The following is a 20,447-nucleotide window of genomic DNA, read 5'->3' as shown; positions in this document are numbered from 1 at the left end:
TGGGGGCTCATCATTCCGTATACTATTAGTTAGCAGATTGCTAGATCTCCAAGCAGAGGTGACAGTCGTGGAAGACCTGAAGCAAGCCTACAAGACGATGGGCCTGGATGAGTTCGCGCCCAAGGAAGAAGTTGAGAAACGATATACGACATTGATGAAGAGAGAGAGGTCGCGCGCCAAAGCCGAAGGCACTGAAGCGCAGGAAGGCGAAAGCGATTTCGCGAAGGTAACCGAAGCTTACCGCCTTATTCTCTCGCATGAGGATAAGAAATTCACAGAGGCGTTCAATGAGCAGGAATACGGCAAATACAAGAGCATGGCCGGCCAAGCCCAGAAGGTGGACCATTTCTGGCGCTATTACAGGCTCCATACCTTCGGGGCTATTGCGGCCATCGCACTCATTATTTATGGCATTGTCAGCTATATGGACCACAGAGAGCATCAGCGTTATCTGGCCAGCCTTCCGCCTGTCGATCTGGAGGTCAGCTTCATGGGCCTCTTCATGGAGCCTGAGGGCACCGACATCAAAGCGGTCAACGAAGCCATACTGCCCCTCTTCCCTGACTGGAAACGCGTAGAATCGAGCATTATTTATGTGCCTCAGGAGGATGGCAGTCAATACGCATACCTTCAGAAGGCTGTCGTAACGGTCATGTCCGAGAAGCCCGACATCTATATCATGGACAAGTTTATGTTCGAGTGGATGGGCGGTCAAGGCGCGTTGAAGAGCCTGGAGGACATTCCCGAGCTGGCGGAAGCCGCTGCCGGCGCCAACGGCGTGAAGCATCAGACGGAGGATGATCCCGCTCCTCGAGTTTATGGCATGGATCTTACCGATTCTGAGCTGTTCGACGACATACCGCTTATGAAGAAAGAGATGATCGTCGGCATCCGGGTTGACGCGCCTCATCCGGAGAACGCGGTGAAGTTCATTCAGCATTATTTGGCGGCATCGCCTCAATAAAGTCCCAAAGCAATGGAAAAGGCAAGTCCTTTTGCAGCTGACGCTGCTTCGGACTTGCCTTTTATTTGCTCCTGCTCCATTGGAGATAGCCCGGGCTAGTCAGCCCACCAGCAGCGCGTACACGATACCAGGGCCGTGCACGCCGATCGTCAGGTCGTTCTCGATATCGGACGAGCGGCTTGGCCCAGAGATGAAATGAATGCCCGCAGGCAGACCTTCGCGGCCCGTCTCGTCGAACGTCGTCAGCACCTCGCCCAGGCGCGTGCGAAGCCGTTCCACGGGAATGATAATGAACAGCACCGTAGGCAGCAGGCTGACGGAGCGGCCCTTTTCGCTCGCGGACAGCACGGTGACGGAGCCTGTATAGGCGACGGCGTAATCCGCCTGTACGACGCCGAAGTCGGCGCCGGCGGCCACCGCCTTCCAGGACGTATCGTCGTCGCTGTTCCAGACGGTTACGCTTGCCCCGGAGGGCAGCTTCTCCTCAAGCTGCAGCGCTTCCAGCGCCGGCTCGTCTTGACGCAGCACCGAGCGGGCGCTCATCTCCTCCGCTTTGCCCGCAATGAAAGCAGAAGCGTCAGCCATGGATTCCAGCCGCGCCACATGGCCCCCAACGGACAGGAAGTTGTCCGTAAAGCCTTGTATGCGCTGCTCCAGCGTCCACTCGTAGGCCTGCCAGAACGGAGGCGCGCCGCGGTAAGGATGCTTGGGAGCGGATGTCAGACGCGGATGGCCGAGACGCTTCGCGATTCCGTTCATGAACGACTCCTGCTTCTCCTTCGACAATTCCGCCAGCCTCGCCAGCCACTCTGCGTGCGACTCTTCCTGTTGCTTAGCCATGATGTCCTCCTCCTCCGCCTTGCTTCTGTCTCTCCGCTGCTTGCTTCATCCTCTCCAGCATGTCGGGCTTCATCTCCCGAAGCTCGCTTCTCAGCTCGCTCTCCAGCGTCGGCCATTGATCGCGGAATGCTTTCTTAGGCAGGCTTGGCGTAACGCGATAGCTGTTCCAGCCCTTCAGAGGACCAAGCTTCAGGCGTATTTCGCCGTCCTTGGCGACCAATTTCTGTCCAAGCTTGCCAAGCCTCACTACGCCCCGCATTCGCTTCGAGCTGCCCATTACGGCAGCGAAGCCCTGCATGCCGATCGATTCCAGCTTGTTGCCATGGCCGCTCTCCACCTTGCGGCGGCGCAGATACACAAGCATGTCATGCAGCGGTATTTTGACGGGACAAGCCTCGTAGCAGGCGCCGCACAAGCTGGAGGCGTTGGCGATATCGTCCCATTCCGCGATATTTTTGTTCAGCGAGGGCGTTAGAACTGCCCCGATGGGGCCGCTGTAGGTGCTGCCGTAGGCGTGGCCGCCAATATGACGGTACACCGGACAAGCATTCAGGCAGGCGCCGCAGCGAATGCAATTCAGCAGCTCCTGGAACTCAGGATCGCCAAGCTGAAGGGAACGCCCATTATCGACGATAATGATATGCATCTCCTCCGGACCGTCAGCGTCTCCGCTGCGGCGCGGACCTGTTATGCCGGACATATACATCGTCAGCTTCTGTCCCGTCGCTGAGCGAGGCAGCAGCGTCGCCATCACTTCAAGATCCGCCCATGACGGAATGATGCGCTCCATCCCCATCAGCGTAACCTGCGTCTTCGGCACGGTGCTGACCATTCGCGCGTTGCCTTCGTTCTCGAACAGCACCATGGAGCCCGTCTCCGCGATGGCGAAGTTGCAGCCTGTCATGCCAATATCCGCCTCGAGGAACTTCTCCCGCAGCTTCTTGCGGACAAAGCCCGCCAGCGCTGTTGTGTCCGGCGGCAGTTCGTAGCCCGCCTCCTTGGACAGCAGCTCCGCAATCTGATATCTGTTTTTATGAATCGCGGGAATAACGATATGGGAGGGCATCTCGCCCGCCAGCTGGATAATATATTCGCCCAAATCAGTTTCAATCGCTTCTACGTCGATACCTTCAAGAGCGTGATTCAGATGCAGCTCCTCGGTTACCATAGACTTCGACTTGACGACGGACCTCGCTCCCGCGTGCTTGGCGATATCCAGCGTCAAGCGCACAGCCTCTTCCGCCGTATCGGCGAAGTGAACATGCACACCGTTCGCTCGCGCGTTGTCGACGAATAGATTCAGGTAATAATCGAGATGAGCGATTGTATGCAGCCGGATCTGCCGGCCGCGCTCCCGCCATTCCTCCCAGTTGCCATGCTCCTCGGACGCTTTTTTCTTGCCGTTGCGAAGCCTTTCGGTCGTGAAGCGGACCGCCTTGCGCAGAAATTCATCGTTCAGCGCAAGCTCCGCTCGCGCCTTGACCGTCTGGCCGCCCTTTACCGTACCGCTCATGCTCCCTGCACCCCCTCGTACAGCAGCTCCGCCAGATGCATGACACGCACCTTCTCACCGCGGAACCTCAGATTGCCCGCAATATTCATGAGACAAGCCATATCGAGGCCGACGAGCACCTCCGCCTCCGTCTCCAGCACATGAGCCGCTTTTTCCGTCACCATCGCGCCCGAAATATCCGCCATCTTCACGGCGAAGGTGCCGCCGAAGCCGCAGCAATCCTCAGCGAACGGGAGCGGGACAAGCTCCAGACCGCGAACCTCCTCCATCAGGCGGAGCGGTTCCCCCTTCACGCCCAATATCCGGCTGCCGTGGCAGGACGGATGATAGGTTACCTTGCGCGGGAACGCCGCCCCTACATCCGTAACGCCAAGCACATTCACAAGAAATTGTGTGAATTCATAGCTTTTGGCCTGGAGTCGCTCCGTTCTCTCCAGCTGCGCAGGCTCATGCTCGAACAGCTTGTTATAATGATGGATCATGCCCGTGCACGAGCCAGATGGGGAAATGACAAAGTCGCTGTCCTCGAACGCGTCCAGTATCGTCAACGCGGAGTCCCTGGCTTCCTTCCAGTAGCCGCTGTTATAGGCGGGCTGGCCGCAGCAGGTCTGGCCTGGCGGGAAGCTCACCTCAACACCAAGACGCGTCAAGAGACGAGCCATCGCCTCTGTCACACGGGGGTAGATGTTATCGCTCAAGCAAGTCACGAACAATGAAACTTTCATTTGCCTCACCTCAGTCTGTTAGATAGTACCGTTCATGTTCAATACATTCGTGTTTAGCATCGAGAACATATAGGCAAAAAAGCGCCGAGCTTCCCATTACCGAAGCCGGCGCTATAAAAACTTGCGTCATACGGTCATCAGGGTGATGCCTCGGTCACGGAGACCGTTCGCATGCTCCCGAGATAATCCGTCATCCGTAATGATAACTTGAATCTGACTCAGATCGGCCACATGCGTGAAGGCTTGAACGCCGAATTTGCTGGAATCGGCAAGCAGAATGACCTGATCGGCCATACCCGTCATCCGTTGCTTGATGCGCGCCTGCAGCTCGTTCGATTCGCTGGCCCCGCGCTCCAGATGAACGCCCTTGCAGGAGAAGAAAGCCTTGTCCACATGGTACGCGTCCAGCGAGCGTTCAGCGAGCGGTCCGACATAGGATAAGCTCCGGGCAGCTACAATGCCCCCGGTGGAGATGACCTCGATCCGCTCCTTGGATGAAAGCTCTACGGCCACCTTAATGGAATTCGTGAGCACTGTGAGCGGAATATCCGGCATACATGCCGCCATATACCACGCCGTTGAGCTGGCGTCGAGCAGTATGCGCTGCTTCGGCTCGATCAGCTTCACTGCCTCCTCGGCAATCCGCCGCTTCTCGTCGGCGTGAGCCACCTCGCGCTCGAAGTACGGCGTCTCCGGCTGGCCGTCCTTGACGCTGACGGCTCCGCCGTGCGAGCGCCGCAGCCGTCCAGCCTGCTCCAGACGATCCAGGTCGCGCCGGATGGTCTCCTCCGTAACGCCGCACAGCTCGCTCAGCTCCGTTACGCGAATGCTCCCTCTTTCATTCACCAATGCTACAATTTTGTCGTACCGCTCTGCTACCAGCATAGCCTCTTCTCCCCACTTAAAGTCCCGTCTTCGCCTTGAATGCTTCGTACGCGGAATGCCACAGCTCCTGCTCGTTTGGTTCATAGACGACCAACGGGAATGAATTCGCTACAACGCGGCGAGCCTCCCATATATCCTTCAATTCGCCGTTTGTAATCCATTGTACCAGCATATTGCCGATTGCGCTTCCTTCAATAGGACCCGCCCATACAGGCTTGCCGATCGCATTAGCCGTCCACTGGCACAGCAATGTGTTTTGTATGCCGCCGCCTACCATATGCAAGCCGTCAAACGTGCTGCCTGCGAGCTCCTCGGTTTGCTCAAGCGAATTCCGGTATTTAAAAGCAAGGCCTTCCAATATGACGCGTACGTAAGCTCCCGGTCCCTCAGGCGCCTCCTGCCCTGTGCGAACGCAATAGGTGCGAATTTGAGCCGCCATATCGCCTGGCTGTAGGAACAGCTCATCGTCGACGTCGATGAACGCCGCGAACGGTTCCGCCTCTGCCGCCAGCTGCACCAGCTCGGGGAACGTGTAGCTTTGGCCTGCGCGCTCCCATGCTCTTCTGCATTCCTGCAAAATCCACAAGCCCATTATATTTTTGAGCAGGCGATAGGTCCCGTACACGCCGCCTTCATTCGTAAAGTTAAGCTCGCGTGCCCGTTCGGTTAACACAGGCGCGCTGACTTCTGTGCCGATTAACGACCAAGTGCCGCAGCTCAGGTAAGCGAACGACTGATCCTTGGCGGGAACTGCCGCCACTGCCGATCCTGTGTCATGCTCCGCTACCGCAATAACCGGCGCGGAGTCGATACCCAGCTCCTCGCATATCGCGTCGCTCAGTCGGCCAACCCTCGTGCCCGGCTGCACCACCGGTCCAAACAGCGATGCATCCACGCCGATGGCCTCCAGCAGTCTGGCGTCCCAAGCTCCCGTCAACGGGTTAAACAGCTGCGAGGTTGTCGCCAACGAAAACTCGTTATGCTTCTCTCCGGTAAGGTAATATCGGAGAAGCGCCGGAATCATGAGGAAATCCCGACCCTCCTGGAGAAGAAACGACCCCGCATCCTTCAGCGAAGACAGCTGATACAGCGTATTAATAGACATGAACTGAATGCCGGTGCGCGCGAACACTTCTTCTGCAGGCACCTTCGCAAATACACTCTCCATCTTCCCGTTCGTATGCGGATCGCGGTAATGAATAGGATTGCCGAGCAGCTCCCCGTCCCGGCCGAGCAGTCCGAAATCGACGCCCCAGGTGTCGATGCCGATACTGCTGATCGCAATGCCGCGATGCTTCGCCTTCAGCAAGCCCTGCTTCAGCTCATGAAGCAAGCGAAGAATATCCCAGTGCAGCCGGCTTCCCGCTTGAACGGGGTCATTGGCAAACCGGTGAAGCTCTTCTATCTCAATCTTGCCGTCTACAAGCCGGCCGAGCACCGCCCTGCCGCTGCTTGCGCCGAGGTCAAAGGCGAGCACATGGGTCACCAGCTTGCACCTCCCTTGCCGCGAGCAAGAATCCCGTTGCCATAGCCGCTGGACAGATACGCCCCCATAGGATCGAGCGGCAAGCCTTGCTCCTCGCGCAGGGCGTGCAGCAGAGGCGAGACATCAAATTCGAAAGCGCTGCGGACGGCATGCTCTGCCGCAAGCACGTCGTGGCGGTTCGCTGCTTCCTCAACCTCTTCATGATTGACCAGCAGCGCCTTGGCGTATTGCGTCTGCACGTTCAGCACGGAACGCAGCATCGCGGGAATTTTTTGCTCGATGTTATGCGACTGGTCGATCATATAAGCGATATTGCCCACGCAATGACGAACGCCACTGTCGGCATCGGAAGCCGCGCTTAATATTTGATAAAAAATCAAAAACAGCTCATAAGGGTTCACCGAGCCTACAATCAGATCATCGTCTGCGTACTTCCGGCTGTTGAAGTGGAAGCCGCCGAGTCTCTTCTCGTCAATCAAGTATGCGACGATATGCTCGATGTTCGCGCCGGGCAGATGATGGCCCGTATCAACCAGCACCTCCGCTTGAGGTCCCAGCTTAAGCGCCATATTATACGCCATGCCCCAATCGGCAAGATCAGTATGATAGAACGCCGGCTCGAAGCATTTGTATTCAATCAGCATACGCATGTCGGGGGCAAGCGCCTTATACATCTCCGTCAAAGCGTCCTGCATCCAGCCCTTGCGCTTGCGGATGCTGCCTTGTCCCGGGTAGTTCGTGCCGTCCGCGAACCATAGGCTGAGGTCGCGAGAGCCCGTTTCCTTGGCAATATCCACACACTCCAGCAGATGGTCCGTCGCTTTGCGGCGGATAGCTGCGTCCGCATTCGTCACGCTGCCGAGCATGTAGTCATCCTCCTGGAACAGGTTCGGATTCACCGCGCCGATGGAAAGGCCCAGATTCTCCGCGTGTGTTCTCAGCTTGCCGTAATCGTCGACCTTGTCCCAAGGAATATGAATGGCCACCGAAGGCGCGAGTCCCGTCAGCTTATGCACCTGAGCGGCGTCCTCGAATTTCTCGAACGGATTGCGCGGCACGCCTTCCTTCTGAAATACCTTGAACCGGGTACCGGAATCGCCATATCCCCATGACGGCGTCTCGATGCGCAGCTCCTTCAGCCGCGACTTCACTTCCTCCAGATTAATACCCCTTGCTGCCTGCTGCTCCTCGAACAGCGCGTAAGCGCGATCGTTCATGCCAGCCCACCCTCTCCTAAAAGTAATCAGCTACTATCGTTAGTTTATTTGATCGGATACGCCATCGTAGACATCAGCGCGTTCTCCGCTTGTGTGGAGTCCAGCCTGCTGTATTGTACGACAACGGGTATATCGCTCCTTACTTCGATTGCGTAAGGGGTCCCGACCGGGATGCCCGCTCCGCCCTTGTGCAGGGCGGACGTGCGGATATGCTTTGTTCTTCTGGCAGGCACGACGAACATCATGTCCTCGATCGGCTCGCGATCCTCGAAAAAAACGGAAAACAGCAGCATAGCATCCTCCGAGGATGTATTGAGCACGCATACGGACTCGTGGCTGATATACTGGCCGCTGCTGTCCGGAGGGATGAACCCGTCCGGAATGACCCAATGCTTCTCTCCCAAAGCCTGGTACATAGCAGCCACCTGTCAGCGAGTGAACGCGGCAGGCACGCCGCCATCGATTGTCAGCATGCAGCCCGTTGTTTTGTCCGCTTTGGACGATGCAAAAAACGCAATGCCCTCCGCGATGTCGCGCGGATAAATGTTCACAAGCAGCGTTGTACGCTTGCGGTAATATTCCTCCAGCTGATCCGGCTCGATGCCATAAGCGGCAGCCCGCTCATTACGCCAGCTTCCGTTCCAGATCGCCGAGCCTTGCAGAATCGCGTCTGGCAGAATGGTATTGACTCGAATGCCGAATTCGCCGCCTTCAGCTGCGATGCAGCGCGCCAGATGAGCCTCAAGAGCTTTCGCAGCGCTGTAAGCCGTCGCGTTTTTGCCTGCGTATACGGAGTTTTTGGAGCCAATGAATACCATGTTGCCGCCAATTCCCTGTGTCTTCATGAGCTTGAACGCCTCGCGAGCAACAAGGAAATATCCTGTGCCAAGCACATTCATGTTCAGATTCCATTCTTTTAACGACGTCTCGTCGAACGGGCTTGAGGTGGCAAGACCCGCATTGTTGACGATGACATCAACGCCGCCGTAAGCAAGCGCCGTCTCCCCGTAAGCCGCAGCAACCTGCTCCTCGCTTGTCACATCCATTTTAACCGCAAGCGCGCGGTTCTCGCCGTACTTCTCGTTAATTTCTGCGGCAACCTTCTGCGCGCCCTCCAGATTAAGATCCGCCAGCACAACATGCGCGCCTTCAGATACGAGGCGGCGAGCCGTTTCGCTGCCGATACCGCCCGCGCCGCCTGTAATGAAGGCAACCTTGCGGGAAAATTCCGCTTCCGCAGGAGCAAGGGAAAGCTTGTAAAGCTCAAGCGGCCAATATTCTACATTATAAGATTCATTTTCGCTCAAGGATACGAAGCTGCCCAGTGCCGTTGCGCCGCGCATTACTGCAATTGCTCGATGGTACAGTGCTCCGCTAACCTGGGACATCGCCCAGCTCTTGCCTGTATTGATCATGCCTACGCCCGGAATCAGGATGACGCGAGGAGCGGCCTCGAACATGACGTCGCCTTCATTTTTATTGCGTTCGAAGTAAGCCGTGTATTGCTCTTTGTACGAGGCAATGCCGGCTTTCAACGCCGACTTCAAGCCTTCAACGTCGTCTGCGTTCGGTGTCCAGTCGATGAAGAGCGGAACAACCTTCGTGTGCACGAGATGATCCGGGCAAGCAGCGCCCACTTGGGACAGCGCAGGTGAATCTTGGCCATTCACGAACGACAGCACATCGTCGGCGTCGTCGAAGGACAGGATCATTTTTTTGGCATCGCTAACCGCGCCGCGCACAGTCGGCATTACTTGCGCTGCTACCGCACGGCGAACTTCAGCTGGCAGCGAGTCGTAACGAGCGCCGCCGAACAGCTTCGCTTCATTCACGCGCGCTTCGATGAAGGCTTCCGCTTCATTAATGATTTTAATGGTTTGAGCATAACAAGCCTCGGAAGTGTCTCCCCATGTCACGAGACCGTGCTTCTCCATAATAACAAGCTCAGCATTTGGATTGGCCAGTACGCCTTCCGCAATCATTTTGGACAAGGTAAAGCCCGGACGAACATAAGGCACCCATACAAAACGGTTGCCAAAAATCTCTTCCGCCAGATGGCGGCCGTTATCCGCGCAAGCCAGGCTGATAATGGCATCCGGATGAGTATGATCCACATGCTTGAACGGCAGAAACGCGTGAAGCAGCGTCTCAATGGAGGCGCGAGGATGCTTGGCATCAATCATGCAGTTCGCCAGATAAGCAACCATATCCTCGTCTGACATTTCGCCGCGTTCGAATAGCGGGCGAATATCGTCCATGCGCAAGCCTGTGAAATTGCCCGCTTTCATCGTTGCAAGATCGGAGCCGCTGCCTTTCACATACATCACTTCAACGTCGCGTCCGCGAAAATCTTGTACAACCGTCTTGCTGGATGTATTGCCGCCTCCGTAATTGCACACTCTGCGATCCGTACCAATTAGATTCGAGCGGTATACAAGCTCGTTCAGGCCTCCCTGCAGCTGATCCGCAGCTTCTTTGTTCCACAATGATTGCACCATGACCATACCTCCGATAATGTTTGTTTATCATATAATTACTTTTGATTATACCCAGTATAACATCTTTGTTTTTATTTGAATACTGTTAATTTCAAAAATAAACAAAGATACACACCTCACCCCTCTTCCGATTTACTATCCCAATAACTCAGTAAGCCCCCATCCGGTTCTGGTTTTCTCAGTTTCCAGATTTTTCATTAAACTTCCCCAATATGCTCATCATTCCTCCTTTGGTTAACTATCCCTTTAGCTCAGTAAGCATCTCCATCCGTTTTATTTAGTTTCCAAATTTTTCATTCATTCTTCCGGACTTATTCCTCATTCCCATCTTGGATTAAAATTCCCATCCTCGATTAAATTCCCATCTTCGATTAACTATCCCTTTAACTCAGCAAGCCCCCCAACCGCTTTTCTCAGTTTCCAAATGTTACATTAAACTTCCCCAATATGCTCTTATTCCTCCATTGGTTAACTATCCCTTTAGCTCAGTAAGCCTCTCCATCCGTTTTATTAGTTTCCAAATTTATCATTCAAACTTCCGAATTTACTCCACATTCCCCTCTTCGATTAAAATTCCCATCCTCGATTAAATTCCCATCTTCGATTAACTATCCCTTTAGCTCAGTAAGCCCCCAAACCGGTTCTGGTTTACTTAGTTTCCAAATTTTTCATTGAACTTCCCCAAAATGCTCCTCATTCCTCCTTCGGTTAACTATCCCTTTAGCTCAGTAAACAGCAAGTAGCAAGCAGCAAGTAATGAAGAATGAGGAATGAGTAGTGAGTAGTGAGTAGTGAGTAGTGAGCAGTAAACAGCATACGGTAACCTGTAAGCAACGTCGTCAGGCCGCTTAGTGCTGGTGCCCCGACGTGCCGTAGCATGACACTATTGCAAGGTGATGTGTGCCAAGTCGCTAACGTAGGCGTAGAAGCACTTTACTGAGTCAATGGGATAATGAGCCGAGGCGCTGTGAACCACACCATAATGCCGAAGGGATCGTGCGTCAACCCACTGAATCCCACCATTCTGAGATGATGTGATAGTGTAGCTAAGTACTATTTCATGTAAGAAATGTCGTCAGGCCAATAAGTGCTGGCGTCCCGACGTACCGGAGCATAACACTATTGCAAGGTGATGTGTGCCAAGTCGCTAAAGTAGGCGTAGAAGCACTTTACTGAGACAATGGGATAATGAGCCGAGGCGCTGTGAACCACACCAAAATGCCGACGGGCTCTTGCATTAACCTCCCTAAATCTCACATCACAGAGGTGCTGGGATAGTGGAGACAGGTAATTCATCTAGCTTCTGAGATAATGGGATAGTGGAGATAGCTACTGCACTAGCTCCTGAGCTGACGGGATAGTAGACCTAGCTACTGCATCTAGCTCCTGAGATGACGGTTAGTGGAACTAGGTACTGCATCTAGCTACTGAGATGACGGGATAGTGGAGCTAGGTACTGCTTCGTGCTTCTGAGGTGATGGGATAGAGAAGCCAGGTACTGCATCTAGCTTCTGGGGTGACGGGATAGCGAAGATAGGTGCTGCATTTAGCTTAGCTTCTGAGCCGATGGGAGAATGAAACAACGTGGTGCTGGCGCGATACTGAAGCTGAGGTTTGAGGTTTGAGGTTTGAGGTTTGAGGTTTGAGGTAAGAGAAAAGAGATAAGAGGCATATTGCAGCGAGTATGGCTCGACCAGTACCATATCGCTTGACGCGCACGTAAAGGAGCCCGATCCAAATCCATCATGAGGAACGGGCTTCCATGAGGTTGCTTTTTACAGACAGCGAAGGGTAACCTCGATGTCCTGGTTGTAGTTGCCGAAGCCTTTGCCGAAGAGGGTGACGCCTCCGCAGTTTTTGGCTGAAGCGCTGCTTGTGATACGGAACAATATTTCCTTGTCGTAGGACAGGGCCAGTTCCTCGATCGTTACATCAGATGCCTTGACGCCATCAATATAGGAGCCTTGACGCGTAACGCGAATGGTCTTGATCAGGCCGTGCTGGATGTTTTTGTGCCACCAGGTTGGGGTATATATACCACGTGCGCCTCCGAAATCGCCCGGATACGTCCACTTTCCCACTTCAGTCCCATTTAGTGAAAATACAATATCCGATGGCAAATAGCGGACCGTGCAAGGCGTCTCCGAGCAAATCTCCAGCGATATATCCAGCGAGTCCGGACGTTCATTGCTCACCATATAATTCGGAATTCGATACTCGACATATCCAGAGCCAAACCAAACAACTCGCGCGTGCACATGCTCCGGATCGGCAAAATACCGGGGATCATCGCACATGCCGATCATTCCCTCCGCTGACGCTAGTCCGCAGGTCGGCTTAACCTCGAAGCCGGAATACGTGCCGACGGGCAAGGAAACAAAATAACGGCTGCCCTCCTCAGCGGGAGGCGCTCCCTTGAACAGAAGGGTCGCATGGGTTAACTGAAGGTAACACAGCTTCTGCATACCCCGCTTCCCTGCTACGGTCTCGGATCTTACGATACCTGCCTCCTCCAGCATATGTATATGTCTTGTGACGATCGGAGACTTTATATCCAGCGCCTCCGATAAGCTTTTAATATTCATTGGCCGTTCGCCGAGCAGCTCTATCATTTTCACGCGGGTAGGAGATGAGAAGCATTCCAAAAACCCCATGTTGCGACCGCTGACTTCAATCTCCATCCTTAAGCCCCTTTTCCAGCTAAACTTGTTCGTCTAATCATTATATAACTAAAAAGTTAATGTTTCAATTCCATTCTCGGGATGGAATCACGCTTGACATGACCCTGTTTATTCAATAAAATAAACCCGCATACATAACTCAATAGACAATTGGTTATCTCCAAAGTTAATCAAATAAAGGAGGAGCAACATGAACAACTTCCAGTTTCACAATCCCACTCGAATCGTCTTTGGTGAAGGCTCTGCCGATCGTATTGGGGAGCTTGCGTCATCCTTCGGCCAAACTGTACTGCTCGTATATGGAGGCGGAAGCATCAAGCGCTCCGGTCTGTACGATCGCACTGTGAAGCAGCTGAAGGAATCAGGCATTACGTTCTATGAGCTGCCGGATATCGAGCCGAACCCTCGCCTCTCCACCGTAAACAAAGGCATCGACATCTGTCGCGAGCATGGCGTTGATTTTGTTCTCGCCGTTGGCGGCGGCAGCGTCATCGACGCTTCCAAAGCCATAGCGGCAGGCTCCTTGTATCATGGCGACGTCTGGGATTTCTTTGTCGGGAAAGCTGTCATCAAGCAAGCATTGCCGCTTGGCACCGTGCTGACGCTGGCGGCAACCGGCTCGGAAATGAACGGCAATACCGTTATTTCCAACTGGGAGGAGAAGCTGAAGAGAGGGGCAGGCAGCTCGCATCTGTTCCCCCGCTTCTCCATTCTTGACCCGTCGCTGACCTACTCGGTTCCGCGTAACCAAACGGTATACGGCTCGATCGATATTATGTCGCATGTATTTGAGCAGTATTTTAGCCTCACGGAAAACACGCCGCTGCAGGAAAGATTCTGCGAATCGGTGCTTCAGACGGTCATTGAAAATGTTGAGCCTGCCCTGGAGAACCCAAGCGATGCGGCTGCTCGAGCCAATCTGATGTGGTGCGGCACAATGGCGCTCAACGGCGGTCAGATCAGTCTCGGCATGACAAATGACTGGGCATCCCACGGTATTGAGCATGAGGTGAGCGCTATCTATGATATACCGCACGGCGCGGGTCTCGCGATCATCTTCCCGAACTGGATGCGTTATGTCTATCAGCAGCGTCCTGGACGATTCGCGCAATATGCAACTCGTGTATGGGGAATCGATCCTGCCGGGAAGTCAGAGGATGAGCTAGCACTGGCCGGCATCCAAGCCACACGCGACTTCTTCACTCGCATCGGAGCGGAATCGCGACTGGCCGATTTCAACATCGGCGAGGAGCAGCTGGACCGCATGGCTGAGGAAGCTGTCCGCTACGGCGCCATTGGCTCGTTCAAGAAGCTGGAGAAAAACGATGTCCGCGAAATTTTGCGTATGTCCCTGTAATACCTACCATTCCAAATGTGAGAGGAGAATTTCAAATGACAGCAACAACCATCACTAATGTAACATTAAGCAATGGCGTCCATATGCCCATTCTAGGCCTTGGTGTATTTAAGGTTGTGGATGAAGAAGCGGAATCCATCGTCAAGGCAGCTATTGACGCCGGCTATCGCCATATCGACACGGCCGCGGCTTACAAGAACGAAGCAGGTGTTGGCGCAGGCGTTCGCGCAAGCGGCATTGCGCGCGACCAAATTTTTGTCACGACCAAAATTTGGAACTCCGAGCAGGGCTATGACACCACATTGGCAGCCTTTCAAGCCAGTCTGGATAAGCTAGACATGGAATATGTCGACCTCCTCCTTGTCCATTGGCCAGTCAAAGGTAAATATACTGAAACCTGGAGAGCGCTGGAGAGCATCTATAAATCCGGCAAGGCGCGTGCGATCGGCGTCAGCAACTTCCAAATCCATCATCTAAAGGACGTTCTCGCGTCCGGAACAATTGTGCCGATGGTTAATCAGGTGGAATATCATCCGCTTCTGACGCAGGAGGAGCTGCTGGCATTCTGCCGCGACAACGGCATTCAGCTGACAGCCTGGAGTCCCCTTATGCAAGGTAATCTCGATCTCCCCGAGCTGGCGGAGATTGGGGCCAAGTACGGCAAATCTCCCGCACAGGTTGTATTGCGCTGGGACATTCAGAACGGCGTTATTACGATTCCGAAAACAACCACGCCGTCGCGCCTTACGGAAAACGCCAATATTTTCGACTTCCAGCTGACCGAGGACGAGATGAAACAAATATCTGCGCTGAACCGCAACCGCCGTTTCGGCTCCGACCCGGACAATTTTAATTTCTAGCCCCCCTATCCAGCACCCCTAAGACCGCCTGAGCAGCTATGCTCGGGCGGTTTTTTTTGCTGTGAGATTCAGCCATTGACAACATATATGGTTAGGATTTATGATCGTGATAAAAAAAATGAGTGATTACTCACTTTAAATGTTGAGAGGAGACTGTATTATGGAGCACCCTCAAGAGCTGCCACCCTGCGTCGACATTCAGCAGGTTACCAGAAGATTTGGCAGCAAAACCGTATTGAGCAGTATGACCTTGCAGGTAGCACGCGGAGAAATATTCGGGCTGCTGGGCCCATCCGGCTCCGGCAAAACGACGCTAGTCAAGCTGATAGCCGGTATCGACGAAGCCTCGACCGGCAATGTTCAGCTGCTTGGGCAGAGGCTGCCCAAGCTTGAAATGATGAGCCGAATCGGATATATGGCCCAATCCGACGCGTTATATACAGAGCTGTCCGGCGAGCAAAACCTGAGCTTCTTCGGCTCTTTGTTCGGACTGAGGGGTGCCCGCTTGAAGGAACGGATCAGTTACACCATGAGTCTCGTTGGACTGGAGAAGCAGCTCAACGATACCGTCTCCGCTTATTCCGGCGGCATGAAGCGTCGGCTTTCGCTGGCCGTTGCCTTGCTCCATGAGCCAGAGGTGCTCATTCTCGACGAGCCGACAGTCGGCATCGACCCGCTTCTCCGAAGGTCTATATGGACGGAGCTGGAAGCGCTGAGCCGATCCGGCACAACGATAATTGTGACGACTCACGTCATGGACGAAGCGAACAAATGCAACAGGCTTGGCATGATCAGAGACGGCAGGCTGATTGCCGTCGGGCCGCCGGAGTCGTTGAAGCTGGAAACGGGAAGCGCGACGATTGAAGAGGCATTCCTAATCTATGGAGGTGCGCAGGCATGAGAATCCGAGCTTTGGCGCTGCGAATTATTCGCCAGCTAGCCAGTGACAAACGTACGGTGGCGCTTCTTGTAGTTGCTCCCCTCCTCGTCCTCTCTCTGATGTTCCTTGTCTTTAACGGCGATACCTATAAGCCGAAGCTTGGTCTGGTGGGAGTCAGCGATACGATGGCACAGGAAGCCGCAGGCTTCGGGATGGAGACCACCCGATACAATGACGAAGCTGCCGCGGAGGCCGCCTTGTTAGATAGGAGAATTGACGCCTATGTCAGATATGGCATGGAAGGGCCGCAGTTGAAGCTGGAGGGCAGCGATCCTGCCAAAAGCCGCGCCGTATTGTCCCTCATATCGAAGTGGACTGGCCACGGGCAAACCAACGGCATGCCGCCTATAGAATATGCGCATGGCGGACCCGAAATGACATCGTTTGACAGTCTTGGTCCCGTCTTCATTGGTCTATTCGCGTTTTTCTTCGTGTTTCTGATTGCGGGGGTCTCCTTCCTGAAGGAACGAACAAGCGGTACACTTGAGCGCCTGCTTGCCACTCCGCTGCGCCGCTGGGAGATCGTAGCCGGGTACATCCTCGGCTTTGGCTTATTCACCGGCATCCAAGCGGTGCTCATTGCCCTGTATTCGATCCATGGACTGGGCCTGATGATGGAGGGCTCATTATGGCTCGTTCTGCTCATCACGCTTCTGCTGTCTGTGACGGCGCTAAGCTTTGGCACGTTTTTGTCCGCATTTGCCAAATCCGAGTTCCAGATGATCCAGTTCATTCCGCTCGTCATTGTGCCGCAGGTTTTTTTCTCCGGCCTATTCGATCTGGACAGCATGTCGCCCGCCCTCCGCTGGCTGTCGCATCTCATGCCGCTGAAGTATGGCGCGGACGCGTTGCGAAGCGTCATGATCCGAGGCGAAGGCTGGAGCGCGGTCTATGCCGACATTATGATTCTTATCGCGTTATCCATCGTCTTCATGACGGCCAACGTGCTGGCGTTGCGCAAGCATCGGAAAATATAGTACGCTTGTTGCACCAGCATGAACGAAGAAGGTGATAGACCGGTATGTCGCAACAGAAAGAGCAATGGATGGAAGAGCTGCTGAAGCTTGCGGATGAAGACGATGGCAAAAAAACAGAGAAGCAGGCCCGCATATTGGAAGCGGCGGTCGATATTTTTGCAGCCAAAGGCTACGCAGCCGCGTCGACAAGTGAAATCGCGCAAAAGGCGGGCGTCGCGGAAGGCACGATCTTCCGTCACTACAAAACCAAAAAGGATCTGCTCCTGTCGATTGTAGGACCGATCGCGGTTAAGCTGGTCGCCCCCTTCCTGATGCGCGACTTCGCCAAGCTGCTGGAGCTGCCCTACGAGCGAGTCGACGACTTTTTCCGCGCGGTAGCCAAGGATCGGCTGCAATTCGCCAGAAACAATATGAAGCTCATTCGGATTCTCATGCACGAGATTCCATTCCACCCGGAGCTTCTGGAGCAAGCCAAAACGCTGTTCCAGGACATTGTCACCGAGCGGATTCAGAGGGTTATCGCGCATTTCCAGATCAAGGGACAGATCAAGCCTGAGGAGCCCTGGATTATTATGCGCACGGCCGCCAGCCTGTTTGTCGGTCTCGCCGTCTCCCAGCTCATGCTGATGCCGGATGAGCCCTTTGACGAGGACGCCGAAATAGACAAGGTCATTGACTTGCTGATGCACGGTATTTCTCCACGCCATTCTGAATAATATAGAAGCAAGACACCCCTGCGCCGGCACTGGAGCAAGGGTTGTTTGTCTATTTTTCCCAACCCTTGAAAGGATTCTCGCAAGCGCTTGTCGAATGAAATGCCAATGGCCACGTGCGAAGGAGGTGTGCTGCTTGGATTTAAAGTCGAAAGCCCGACTTGCGGGTTGGTTCGAGCCCGCTGAATGGACCAAGGAGATGGATATGTATCGCTCTCTGCTGGAACAGGAGACCCATTTCCCCCTGCCCAACGATACCCTGTTGCATTATGTAGACGGCTTAAACGAAAGAGAGAAGCTTTCCATTGCTCTCACACTGGAATTCCCGTTCGCCAAGCGGGAGCTTCGCAAATGGCCGGACATGCTGTTCGTCAAGATGCTGCGTACCGCCTTCCAGCAAGCACAGCGAAGTCTTGCCATGAAACGCAGAGTTCTGCTGGCGATTTTTCAGCTGCTCCCGCTTGAGGGCGGCATGAGCCGAACCTTCGAGTGCATGCTGGAGGAGAGAGACCAGCTCATCGCTGGTTACGGCTACTGGGCTTATTATTGGCTATTATATTTCCACCCCTTCAAGACCGAGAATCAGGAGACATGGCTGTTCGAATTAAAGCGGCTGGAGGAGCGCGAGCGCTCTGCGCCTGCCGCGCAGCAAGCGCCTTCAAGCGACGCGCAGGCTCTTGATGTGAGCACCGCATCTCCTGGGAACGGCAAACCCGATAAGAAGCTGAAGCTGCTTGAAAATATGTACAAAAAGGAGCTGTCGGCCAGACAGCGCCTGGAGCACGAGCTCGCCCAGAAGGACAAGCTGCTTCGCATGAAAGCCAAGGAGCTGCACCAGCTGGAAGAAGCCCTCGAACGGATGAGGGTGGAAGCCGAGCGCGCAGCATTCCGGTGGGATCAGGAAATCAGGCAGCGAGAGGAACGGGGGCGGAGATGGAAGCGCGAGCAAGCCGACTGGCTGGAGGAGCGGCAATCGTTCATACAGCATACGCGTTCGCTGAACGCGCAGCAGGTACAGCTCCAGCGAGCGCTTGAGGCGCAAGAGAATACGATACGGGAGCAAGCGGCGGAAATCGCGCTGCTGGACGAGGAGCTGCAGGACGTCAGTCGGCAGCAGCGAGACGCGGACGAATGGGCAGCCCCATTCAGTCAAAGCCTCCAGCACAAGCTTGCTGAGCTGGGCCAGGCGCTTGCCAGCGGGGGATCATCAGCCCCAACCCGTAATCGATTGCGAGTAACCCTTGATCTGCTTGACGCATTGGAAGCGTACCAAGCCATCAGCTTAGCATGCGCAACTGCCATGCCCTCTCCCGCAGCAGTCGAGGTTGATGAGCAGCAGCTTGCGCAGACAGCGGCAGCCGACCAGCTACATCATGCTGGGAACGCTTCAGCGGCTGACGCCGGGCCAGCTCGCTTGCCAGCCCTGTATGGCACCTTTGCCCGCAGAGACCATGGCGGCTCCATCACTCTAGAGAATGGAGACTCATTCAACATAACGGAGTCCCTTGTGCAGCAGCACGAGCTCCAGCATGAAGCGGAGCTTCTATGTACACCTGTGCAGCAGCCTGGCAGACCGACCTATTACGAGCTTGAGCTGCTGTTCCAGGGCGACGACGCCTACTCCCCGATCCAGCAGTTCGACGGCTATATCGAGAAAGGCGAAGGACCCCTCTGGTTCTGCGTCGATATGAACGATCCCGCGAGCCGATTTCAGCTTCACCACCGCGACGTGGACATCCAGAGGCCTTCGCCTGGAGATCCCTGTATATTCAACGTCGCCGATGGGAGCCATATCGCCAGGCTGGTCCGCTTGTACCGCCAATCCGGTTCAGTTACGCCTCCTGATGGCGCCAAGCAGAGGCAGTCTGCCCAGGAGCAGCCTGAGCTCACGGCTGCAGCCAGACGCAACAAGGACAAACGAGAGCAGCCCCGGCCTCATAACGAGCCCTTTCTGCAAAATTGCGTCATTACCATAGTCGGCGGCGTTCGCAAATGGTTCGAATCCGTTGTTCGTGAATGCGGAGCCGAGCTCGCCCATGACACAGGCGACCATCCCGACCGCGTCATGGCTCAGCTGCAGCGATCCCAGGCGCTGTTCCTGTTGATTACCTCCACCTCGCACAGAGCAACCTGGGAGGGCATTCATATCGCCAAGTCAAATGGTATTCCACACTTTGTCATCCAAGGCTCCAAGTCGAATCTCCGCTCCCTGCTGTGGGAGCATCGAGCCCTTATAATAGCCTCCAATCGATAAGGAAGCTCATACAAGCAAGGGCTGCGAGGCACTGTACGCCTTGCAGCCCTTGCTTATTAGCTCTTCGTGCGCCAGGACAGGGTTACTGCGCCCCTGTCACAACGCCTTTCTTCAGAATGAGATTGGCGTAGAGGGCGCTCTCTCCCGTTGCGACAATCGCGTAAGCGGACTTGGCCCGCTCATAGAATGCGAACCGCTCCACTTCCTCGAACGCGTCACTCCTGCCCGTCCGCTCCGCGACAATGCTCCGATAGCTGTCCCATATTGGCGTCTCCGCCTTGTCGCCCGGCATGACGGCCATCAGCGCCGCTGGCCTCTCTACATATTGATCCAGCGGGAACAGGCGAAGCATCGCGTCCAGCAGCTCGGGGATGCCATGCCCGTCGCAGCGAATCAGCCTGGCCGCATGGCTGGCGGCCGGGAAGTTGCCGTCGGCCAGCACAAGCTCGTCGCTGTGCCCCATTTCCATCAGCACCTTCAGCAGCTCCGGCGACAGAATGCTTGGTATGCCTTTTAGCATGACGATAACACCCTTTC

Annotated in this window: 17 protein-coding genes; 7 read left to right on the top strand and 10 right to left on the bottom strand. The window is 54.8% G+C overall.

Translation table 11 applies throughout. The annotated features are described in order from the left end of the window. Positions 1 to 67 precede the first annotated feature (67 nt). Complete coding sequence (locus tag AB1S56_RS10135) at positions 68 to 964, top strand: J domain-containing protein (RefSeq protein WP_340870696.1); 897 nt, start codon at positions 68 to 70, stop codon at positions 962 to 964. A 99-nt stretch (positions 965 to 1,063) separates the two neighbouring features. On the opposite strand, the gene AB1S56_RS10130 is transcribed toward AB1S56_RS10135, so the two are convergent. The 9 genes from AB1S56_RS10130 to AB1S56_RS10090 all read right to left on the bottom strand — a co-directional run bounded on the left by AB1S56_RS10130 (position 1,064) and on the right by AB1S56_RS10090 (position 12,809). Beyond that, positions 1,064 to 1,804 (bottom strand): LUD domain-containing protein, encoded by a 741-nt coding sequence (locus AB1S56_RS10130; RefSeq protein WP_340870695.1) that lies wholly within the window; start codon positions 1,802 to 1,804, stop codon positions 1,064 to 1,066. After that, complete coding sequence (locus tag AB1S56_RS10125; RefSeq protein WP_340870694.1) at positions 1,797 to 3,317, bottom strand: LutB/LldF family L-lactate oxidation iron-sulfur protein; 1,521 nt, start codon at positions 3,315 to 3,317, stop codon at positions 1,797 to 1,799. The genes AB1S56_RS10130 and AB1S56_RS10125 overlap by 8 nt, the downstream gene beginning before the upstream one ends. Beyond that, entirely contained in the window at positions 3,314 to 4,042 is a 729-nt protein-coding gene (locus tag AB1S56_RS10120; protein WP_340870693.1) for a (Fe-S)-binding protein, read from the bottom strand. Before AB1S56_RS10120 ends, AB1S56_RS10125 begins: the two co-directional genes overlap by 4 nt. A 126-nt stretch (positions 4,043 to 4,168) precedes the next feature. After that, positions 4,169 to 4,927 carry a DeoR/GlpR family DNA-binding transcription regulator gene (locus AB1S56_RS10115; RefSeq protein ID WP_340870692.1) on the bottom strand — a complete coding sequence of 253 codons (759 nt, stop codon included), beginning with the start codon at positions 4,925 to 4,927 and terminating at the stop codon, positions 4,169 to 4,171. A gap of 16 nt (positions 4,928 to 4,943) precedes the next feature. Then, on the bottom strand, positions 4,944 to 6,413 hold the full coding sequence (locus tag AB1S56_RS10110; protein ID WP_340870691.1) for a rhamnulokinase family protein: 1,470 nt from the start codon (positions 6,411 to 6,413) through the stop codon (positions 4,944 to 4,946). Then, positions 6,410 to 7,630, bottom strand: a complete 1,221-nt coding sequence (gene rhaI / locus AB1S56_RS10105; protein ID WP_340870690.1) for an L-rhamnose isomerase — start codon at positions 7,628 to 7,630, stop codon at positions 6,410 to 6,412. The genes AB1S56_RS10110 and rhaI overlap by 4 nt, the downstream gene beginning before the upstream one ends. Positions 7,631 to 7,674: 44 nt before the next feature. Beyond that, the gene (locus AB1S56_RS10100; RefSeq protein ID WP_340870689.1) at positions 7,675 to 8,046 is read right to left on the bottom strand and encodes a sensory rhodopsin transducer; all 372 of its coding nucleotides are present in this window, start codon (positions 8,044 to 8,046) and stop codon (positions 7,675 to 7,677) included. 12 nt (positions 8,047 to 8,058) lie between these two features. Continuing rightward, on the bottom strand, positions 8,059 to 10,128 hold the full coding sequence (locus tag AB1S56_RS10095; RefSeq protein WP_340870688.1) for a bifunctional aldolase/short-chain dehydrogenase: 2,070 nt from the start codon (positions 10,126 to 10,128) through the stop codon (positions 8,059 to 8,061). A gap of 1,775 nt (positions 10,129 to 11,903) precedes the next feature. Beyond that, positions 11,904 to 12,809 carry an ArsR family transcriptional regulator gene (locus AB1S56_RS10090; RefSeq protein ID WP_340870687.1) on the bottom strand — a complete coding sequence of 302 codons (906 nt, stop codon included), beginning with the start codon at positions 12,807 to 12,809 and terminating at the stop codon, positions 11,904 to 11,906. A 190-nt stretch (positions 12,810 to 12,999) separates the two neighbouring features. Here AB1S56_RS10090 and AB1S56_RS10085 point away from each other — a divergent pair, with 190 nt between their 5' ends. The 6 genes from AB1S56_RS10085 to AB1S56_RS10060 all read left to right on the top strand — a co-directional run bounded on the left by AB1S56_RS10085 (position 13,000) and on the right by AB1S56_RS10060 (position 19,910). Beyond that, a complete protein-coding gene (locus tag AB1S56_RS10085) occupies positions 13,000 to 14,166 on the top strand; it encodes an iron-containing alcohol dehydrogenase (RefSeq protein WP_340870686.1) in 1,167 nt (388 codons plus the stop codon). 35 nt (positions 14,167 to 14,201) lie between these two features. Next, a complete protein-coding gene (locus tag AB1S56_RS10080; RefSeq protein ID WP_340870685.1) occupies positions 14,202 to 15,026 on the top strand; it encodes an aldo/keto reductase in 825 nt (274 codons plus the stop codon). 160 nt (positions 15,027 to 15,186) lie between these two features. Beyond that, positions 15,187 to 15,927 carry an ABC transporter ATP-binding protein gene (locus AB1S56_RS10075; protein ID WP_340870684.1) on the top strand — a complete coding sequence of 247 codons (741 nt, stop codon included), beginning with the start codon at positions 15,187 to 15,189 and terminating at the stop codon, positions 15,925 to 15,927. Then, positions 15,924 to 16,943 (top strand): ABC transporter permease, encoded by a 1,020-nt coding sequence (locus AB1S56_RS10070; RefSeq protein WP_340870683.1) that lies wholly within the window; start codon positions 15,924 to 15,926, stop codon positions 16,941 to 16,943. The genes AB1S56_RS10075 and AB1S56_RS10070 overlap by 4 nt, the downstream gene beginning before the upstream one ends. A gap of 44 nt (positions 16,944 to 16,987) precedes the next feature. Beyond that, positions 16,988 to 17,659, top strand: coding sequence for a TetR/AcrR family transcriptional regulator (locus tag AB1S56_RS10065; RefSeq protein ID WP_340870682.1), 672 nt, complete (start codon positions 16,988 to 16,990; stop codon positions 17,657 to 17,659). A 133-nt stretch (positions 17,660 to 17,792) separates the two neighbouring features. Further along, entirely contained in the window at positions 17,793 to 19,910 is a 2,118-nt protein-coding gene (locus AB1S56_RS10060) for a hypothetical protein (RefSeq protein WP_340870681.1), read from the top strand. Between the two features lie 82 nt (positions 19,911 to 19,992). Here the strand turns inward: AB1S56_RS10060 and AB1S56_RS10055 are convergent, their stop codons facing one another. Beyond that, the gene (locus tag AB1S56_RS10055; protein ID WP_340870680.1) at positions 19,993 to 20,430 is read right to left on the bottom strand and encodes an RbsD/FucU domain-containing protein; all 438 of its coding nucleotides are present in this window, start codon (positions 20,428 to 20,430) and stop codon (positions 19,993 to 19,995) included. Positions 20,431 to 20,447 lie beyond the last annotated feature (17 nt).

Origin of the sequence: Paenibacillus sp. PL2-23 (assembly GCF_040834005.1) — a bacterium.
Taxonomy (GTDB): domain Bacteria; phylum Bacillota; class Bacilli; order Paenibacillales; family Paenibacillaceae; genus Pristimantibacillus.
The sequence above is the reverse complement of the archived record's forward strand: the minus strand, read 5'-3'. Positions and strand labels throughout refer to the sequence as shown.

Bases quoted from the DNA above. Each gene is read 5' to 3' on its own strand.
- AB1S56_RS10075 (WP_340870684.1), top strand. From the start codon at position 15,187: ATGGAGCACCCTCAAGAGCTGCCACCCTGCGTCGACATTCAGCAGGTT.
- AB1S56_RS10080 (WP_340870685.1), top strand. From the start codon at position 14,202: ATGACAGCAACAACCATCACTAATGTAACATTAAGCAATGGCGTCCAT.
- AB1S56_RS10100 (WP_340870689.1), bottom strand. From the start codon at position 8,046: ATGTACCAGGCTTTGGGAGAGAAGCATTGGGTCATTCCGGACGGGTTC.
- AB1S56_RS10130 (WP_340870695.1), bottom strand. From the start codon at position 1,804: ATGGCTAAGCAACAGGAAGAGTCGCACGCAGAGTGGCTGGCGAGGCTG.
- AB1S56_RS10090 (WP_340870687.1), bottom strand. From the start codon at position 12,809: ATGGAGATTGAAGTCAGCGGTCGCAACATGGGGTTTTTGGAATGCTTC.
- AB1S56_RS10095 (WP_340870688.1), bottom strand. From the start codon at position 10,128: ATGGTGCAATCATTGTGGAACAAAGAAGCTGCGGATCAGCTGCAGGGA.
- AB1S56_RS10070 (WP_340870683.1), top strand. From the start codon at position 15,924: ATGAGAATCCGAGCTTTGGCGCTGCGAATTATTCGCCAGCTAGCCAGT.
- AB1S56_RS10085 (WP_340870686.1), top strand. From the start codon at position 13,000: ATGAACAACTTCCAGTTTCACAATCCCACTCGAATCGTCTTTGGTGAA.
- AB1S56_RS10125 (WP_340870694.1), bottom strand. From the start codon at position 3,317: ATGAGCGGTACGGTAAAGGGCGGCCAGACGGTCAAGGCGCGAGCGGAG.
- AB1S56_RS10055 (WP_340870680.1), bottom strand. From the start codon at position 20,430: ATGCTAAAAGGCATACCAAGCATTCTGTCGCCGGAGCTGCTGAAGGTG.
- rhaI (WP_340870690.1), bottom strand. From the start codon at position 7,630: ATGAACGATCGCGCTTACGCGCTGTTCGAGGAGCAGCAGGCAGCAAGG.
- AB1S56_RS10065 (WP_340870682.1), top strand. From the start codon at position 16,988: ATGTCGCAACAGAAAGAGCAATGGATGGAAGAGCTGCTGAAGCTTGCG.
- AB1S56_RS10120 (WP_340870693.1), bottom strand. From the start codon at position 4,042: ATGAAAGTTTCATTGTTCGTGACTTGCTTGAGCGATAACATCTACCCC.
- AB1S56_RS10115 (WP_340870692.1), bottom strand. From the start codon at position 4,927: ATGCTGGTAGCAGAGCGGTACGACAAAATTGTAGCATTGGTGAATGAA.